The sequence below is a fragment of the Shigella sp. FC1967 genome (assembly GCF_001743005.1).
Taxonomy (GTDB): Bacteria; Pseudomonadota; Gammaproteobacteria; order Enterobacterales; family Enterobacteriaceae; genus Proteus.
Genome location: NZ_MIIZ01000650.1, coordinates 1 through 5569 on the forward strand (window position 1 = coordinate 1; position 5569 = coordinate 5569).

Genomic DNA, 5569 nt, shown 5'->3' on the forward strand with positions numbered 1-5569 from the left:
GGTGCCGATAAATGGTAAATAATAAAAATACAGTAAAAAAATTGCTGAAAAAATAGGGGCAAATCGCTAAAAGCAAGTAAATGTTGAGTGATATTCACCATAAGCAGATAACGCGAACAATCCAGATACAATGATCAAGCTAATAAGAATGATACCTTTAATATCAGGTATCACGTTTTCTTTAGGTAAAGGCTCTTTTACCCAGATAAAGGCTAGAAACGCAGTTAGCAATGAGAATGGAATATTGCTATAAAAAACCCAACGCCACGAAACAACATCGACAATAAATCCACCTAATGTCGGCGATATTGCAGGTGCAATTAAGGCTATTGCCATAATAAGTGTAGAAATTTTACTTCTTTCATGCCCTTGAAAATATTGAAACGTTAATGCTTGCCCAATAGGGATCAGCAGACCACCACTCACACCTTGAAGAAAGCGCCAAAAAATAAGTTCGCTGAAAGCGTGTGAATACCCCACTAATGCGACAGATAAACTAAACATCAACATTGACGTTACCATCAATGCTTTAATTCCAACACGTTGAGATAACCAGTGACTCAATGGAATAATTAATGTTAATCCCAGAATATAACTATTTGAAACCCATGTAACCGAAACAATAGAGATTTGCATATCATCAGCAATTGCAGGTAATGCAATAGCTGACATAAAAATGTTAATACAATCTATAAAGAAGCCCAGCAGAAATATAGATGCAATTCGATAGCGGTAAGTCATAAAAATCCTCCGTGCATAGAGTACGAAAGATTGACGAATTTCGTCTATCTGACAAAATAGAACTTATTGTTTAATCAGAGTAAACAATCATGCAAAATCAAATTGATCGAATTCGCTCTTTTATTGCGGTTGTTGATACAGGCTCATTTACTCAAGCGGCAAAATATTTACGCCTCAGTAAATCAATGGTAAGTATTCATATCAAAGCATTAGAAACAGAATTGGATGTGTCATTGCTCAATCGTAATACACGGCGATTTTCACTCACTGAAACCGGTGAAATGCTTTATCAAGATTTCCGTCTCGTGTTAAGTCAGTTAGAACAAACTTTAGATAAAGCGCGATTAGGACAACAAGAATTACAGGGATCGTTGCGATTAAGCTCAACGGCTGAATTTGGTAAATACTATATTTTGCCATTACTTAATCAATTTATGCAGTTACACCCAAAGCTAAAAATACAGTATGCGTTTAATTCATCTATTGAAGATTTAATAAACCATAAACTTGATCTCGCTATTCGGCTTGGCACATTGAAAGACAGTAATTATCGTTCTACAAAACTGGCGGAATATCAAATAAGTTTGGTTATCTCTCCTGAGTTATTACAGAATTTCTCAATAAAAACTATCGACGACTTAAGCGCTATTCCTTATTTAGCAAATAGTAATTTACGCCAAAGTAAGCTTTCACCCTCTTCAGAATTTAACACTCTGCTTTCTCAGTTAGCTCAAGAAGCCTATTTTGAAACGAATACCATTGCGGCATTAAAAAAAAATGGTACTTTCTTGTGCTGGAATGACTATTTTGCCACATTTGGTATATTCATCAAGAATTATTAGATGAAAAACTAGTCGTGTTGTTTCCTGAAATTTCTTTGCTAATGCAATCCGTTAATATTATTTTTCCTTATAGTGAGTATGTTCCAAGAAAAACACGTTTATTTATTGATTACTTAAAAGAAAATATCCAACTATAACGCTAGAGGAGTGAGAGAATTCAGCCCATGGAGACCAGCGTAAATCCGTCGTACAGAGGATTGCGGTCTGAGAAGTGGGAAGCCTCGCCGTTTACGGCGGGGAGCAGTCACCAAGGATAGATATTTACAAAATAAAATACCTTATTTCTTTTTCATACACTGAGCAGAAATAAGGTATTTTTTTTAGAAGAAAAAGTAAATTAGCCCAACAACTAAAATAATAATTGCAGGGATTGGATGTAATAAACATTTTGCAACAACATGTTTAGGACGAAATGCTAGACCAAACGTCGCTCCAGCACATACAGACCAAATAAGAAGAATACCTTGCCAAATTGCAAGTGAACTCGTGTTCGCTGCAAATCGGCTAGGATCCCACATAACACAAAATGCCATTACCAACGCCATGATTAAAACAAGAGCCCTAATAGGGCCCTTGTCGAGTAGTTGGTAGCTTTTATCCAACATTATTCTTCACTTTCTGAAGCTTTTTTCGCTTCAGCGTGCTCGAAAGCCAGTCCTGCGATCACCGCAATACTACAAGCGAAGAGCGTTCCGAGAAGCCATGCAAAATACCACATTCTCTATGCTCCTTAGTACAGAGTATGATTATTGCCTTCGATAAATTTCTTATCGAGGCGACCATGCATTTTCCAGTAACACCAGATAGTGTAAAGGAGAACGATAGGTACAAAGATAATCGCAACAACTGTCATTACCTGAAGAGTAAACAGGCTAGAAGTTGCATCCCACATTGTTAAGCTCACATCTGGGAAAGTGCTTGAAGGCATCACAAATGGGAACATAGTCACACCACAAGTCAGGATAACACAAGCAATTGTCAGTGAAGTGAACAGGAATGCCCAACCCCCTTTATTTGCTTTAGTGGCAACAATCGCCAGTAATGGAGATAGCAGACCTAAGGCCGGTAATATCCATAATACTGGATAATTGTTGTAGTTAGTCATCCAAGCACCCGCTTCATGAGAAACGGTTTTCAGCAGTGGCGATGATGGACCAGCAGTATCAATAGCACTTGTAACAATAAAGCCATCGATACCATAGATTAACCATACACCTGCTAATGCGAATGCGATAAAAGTAATTAATGAGGTAATGTACGTTGTTTTACGAGTACGCTCATGTAATTCACCTGTTGTACGCATTTGAAGATAACTTGCACCATGTGCAACAATCATCATTAAGCTAACCACACCCGCTAATAAACCGTATGGGTTTAACAGACTTAATAGGTTGATTAGTGCATTAGTTGTACCGTTATAAGATACACGTTGCATGCTATCGACTTCTAATGGAACACCTTGCAACAGGTTACCAAAAGCAACACCGATAACTAATGGCGGAACGAAGCTACCAATAAAGATGCCCCAATCCCACATACCACGCCATTTTGGAGATTCCAGTTTAGAACGGTAATCAAAACCGACCGGACGGAAGAATAATGCCGCCAATACGAAGATCATACCGAAATAAAAACCAGAGAATGCCGCAGCATAAACCATTGGCCATGCAGCGAATAGTGCACCACCAGCTGTGATTAACCATACTTGGTTACCATCCCAGTGAGGTGCAACAGAGTTAATTAAAATACGGCGTTCAGTGTCATCTTTAGCGATAACGCGTAGTAACACACCAACACCCATATCAAAACCATCAGTGACTGCAAACCCAATCAGTAAGATACCAATCAGTAGCCACCAAACAAATCGCAATACTTCATAATCAAACATAGTGGACTCCTGTGTTACTTACTTTGAGAAGAAGCTGTCTTCTGTTCAAAGTGATAGCGACCCGTCTTCAGGCTACTCGGCCCAAGGCGACCAAATTTGAACATCAGGAACATTTCAGCAACTAGGAACAACGTGTACAGACCGCAGATAAGCCCCATAGATACTAGGATATCAGCCTGTGTCAGTGAAGAAGTTGCTACAGCCGTAGGCAGGATTTCACCAATCGCCCATGGTTGACGTCCATATTCTGCAACAAACCAACCGGCTTCAACTGCGATCCATGGTAATGGAATACTAAACAGAGCAGCACGTAGTAACCATTTATAGTTACCAATACGGTTAGACAGAACAGTCCAGAAAGAAATCGCAACAACCAGTAACATCAGGAAGCCTGCGGCAACCATGATACGGAATGACCAGAACAGAGGTGCGACATTAGGGATAGTGTCTTTTGCAGCAGATTTGATTTGCTCTTCTGTTGCATCAACAACGTTATCAGTATAACGCTTCAGTAATAAGCCGTAGCCTAAATCTTGTTTAGTGTCATTAAATGCAGCTCGAATAGCAGGATCAGTATTACCTGCGCGTAATTCGCTTAATAATTCGTAAGCTTTCATACCGTTACGAATACGAACTTCGTGCTGACTCATCAGATCGTTAAGACCTAATACTGGCGTATCGAAAGAACGCGTTGCGATAATCCCCATGACATAAGGGATTTGTAATGCAAACGAGTTTTCCATTTTTTCTTGATTAGGGAATGCAATCAGATTAAATGCAGCTGGAGCTGGTTCTGTATGCCATTCACCTTCAATTGCAGCAAGTTTGGTTTTCTGCACGTCCCCCATTTCGTAACCAGATTCATCACCCAGTACGATAACAGATAAGACAGCGGCGATACCAAAAGTAGCAGCAACAGCGAAAGAACGTTTTGCAAAACCGATATCACGACCTTTAAGCAGGTAGTAAGAACTGATACCCAGAACAAAGAATGCACCAGTACAGTAACCAGCAGCAACGGTGTGAACAAATTTAACTTGAGCGACAGGGTTTAAAACCAGATCCGCAAAACTCAACATTTCCATTCGCATGGTTTCAAAGTTGAAGTCTGCAGCGACAGGGTTTTGCATCCAACCATTCGCAACAAGGATCCACAGAGCAGAGAAGTTAGAACCGAAAGCAACTAACCAAGTTACCATCAAGTGCTGCTTCTTGCCTAAGCGATCCCAGCCAAAGAAGAACAATCCGACGAAAGTTGATTCTAAGAAGAACGCCATCAAACCTTCGATTGCTAAAGGCGCACCGAAGATATCACCGACGTAATGAGAGAAATATGACCAGTTAGTACCAAATTGGAACTCCATGGTCAACCCAGTTGCGACACCCAGAGCAAAGTTAATACCAAATAACTTACCCCAGAACTTTGTCATATCTTTGTAAACTTGTTTACCCGACAGAACATATATCGTTTCCATGATTGCCAGCATAAACGCCATACCCAGCGTTAATGGGACAAACAGGAAGTGATACATTGCTGTTAAGGCAAACTGTAACCGTGACAGTTCGACAATATCAAACATCTTGACTCCTTGCTCCTAGCAGGAAGACACCGACTTGCGGCAACCCGACCTTATTAAATTTATAAAGCCTCATAACTACCAGCAATAAATGCCTCTAAAAACAACAACGAATATTAAAGACCAAAAACACAATACCTTACAAATAGTACGCTTATATTTACATATAATAAATATATTTTGCGTGACCCAGATTTGAATTCTGAGCTTAGGTCAACAATACGACTTTTAGGTTTGTAACAGCATATTTGATCGTGTGCCAATTTAAGCATATTCAGAAAATTTTTCCACAATTAATAACTTGACCCACATCAAAAAAACACTTTAATGTTAACTAGTTGCGAATAAATTACCTAATAGTTACCACTGTGTTAATGCAATGTTGTTTTTATTTTTTAGTATAATTTACCTCCTTATATTTTCCATAATAAAATTAACTTTTTATTTTCATAAAAGCCTTAAAAATAAACGCTTTTAATTGTGTTTTATTAATTTTAATATCAATTTTCATTTTTTTTGCA

Annotated in this window: 6 protein-coding genes; 1 reads left to right on the plus strand and 5 read right to left on the minus strand. The window is 38.8% G+C overall.

Annotated elements, in window-relative coordinates; translation table 11 throughout:
* Positions 1 to 66: 66 nt before the first annotated feature.
* Positions 67 to 741, minus strand: coding sequence for an MFS transporter (locus BHE89_RS08630; RefSeq protein ID WP_286146003.1), 675 nt, complete (start codon positions 739 to 741; stop codon positions 67 to 69).
* Positions 742 to 830: 89 nt separating this feature from the next.
* Here BHE89_RS08630 and BHE89_RS08635 point away from each other — a divergent pair, with 89 nt between their 5' ends.
* Positions 831 to 1583: a LysR family transcriptional regulator gene (locus tag BHE89_RS08635; protein WP_286146004.1), complete on the plus strand. Its 753-nt coding sequence runs from the start codon at positions 831 to 833 to the stop codon at positions 1581 to 1583.
* Between the two features lie 320 nt (positions 1584 to 1903).
* On the opposite strand, the gene ybgE is transcribed toward BHE89_RS08635, so the two are convergent.
* The 4 genes from ybgE to cydA are packed head-to-tail and all read right to left on the minus strand — an operon-like array spanning position 1904 to position 5051.
* Positions 1904 to 2188, minus strand: coding sequence for a cyd operon protein YbgE (gene ybgE / locus BHE89_RS08640; RefSeq protein ID WP_069370100.1), 285 nt, complete (start codon positions 2186 to 2188; stop codon positions 1904 to 1906).
* Positions 2188 to 2301, minus strand: coding sequence for a cytochrome bd-I oxidase subunit CydX (gene cydX, locus BHE89_RS08645; RefSeq protein WP_069370099.1), 114 nt, complete (start codon positions 2299 to 2301; stop codon positions 2188 to 2190). The genes ybgE and cydX overlap by 1 nt, the downstream gene beginning before the upstream one ends.
* A gap of 12 nt (positions 2302 to 2313) precedes the next feature.
* Positions 2314 to 3471 carry a cytochrome d ubiquinol oxidase subunit II gene (gene cydB / locus BHE89_RS08650; protein ID WP_069370098.1) on the minus strand — a complete coding sequence of 386 codons (1158 nt, stop codon included), beginning with the start codon at positions 3469 to 3471 and terminating at the stop codon, positions 2314 to 2316.
* A 14-nt stretch (positions 3472 to 3485) separates the two neighbouring features.
* Positions 3486 to 5051: a cytochrome ubiquinol oxidase subunit I gene (gene cydA, locus BHE89_RS08655; RefSeq protein ID WP_069370097.1), complete on the minus strand. Its 1566-nt coding sequence runs from the start codon at positions 5049 to 5051 to the stop codon at positions 3486 to 3488.
* Positions 5052 to 5569: the final 518 nt, after the last annotated feature.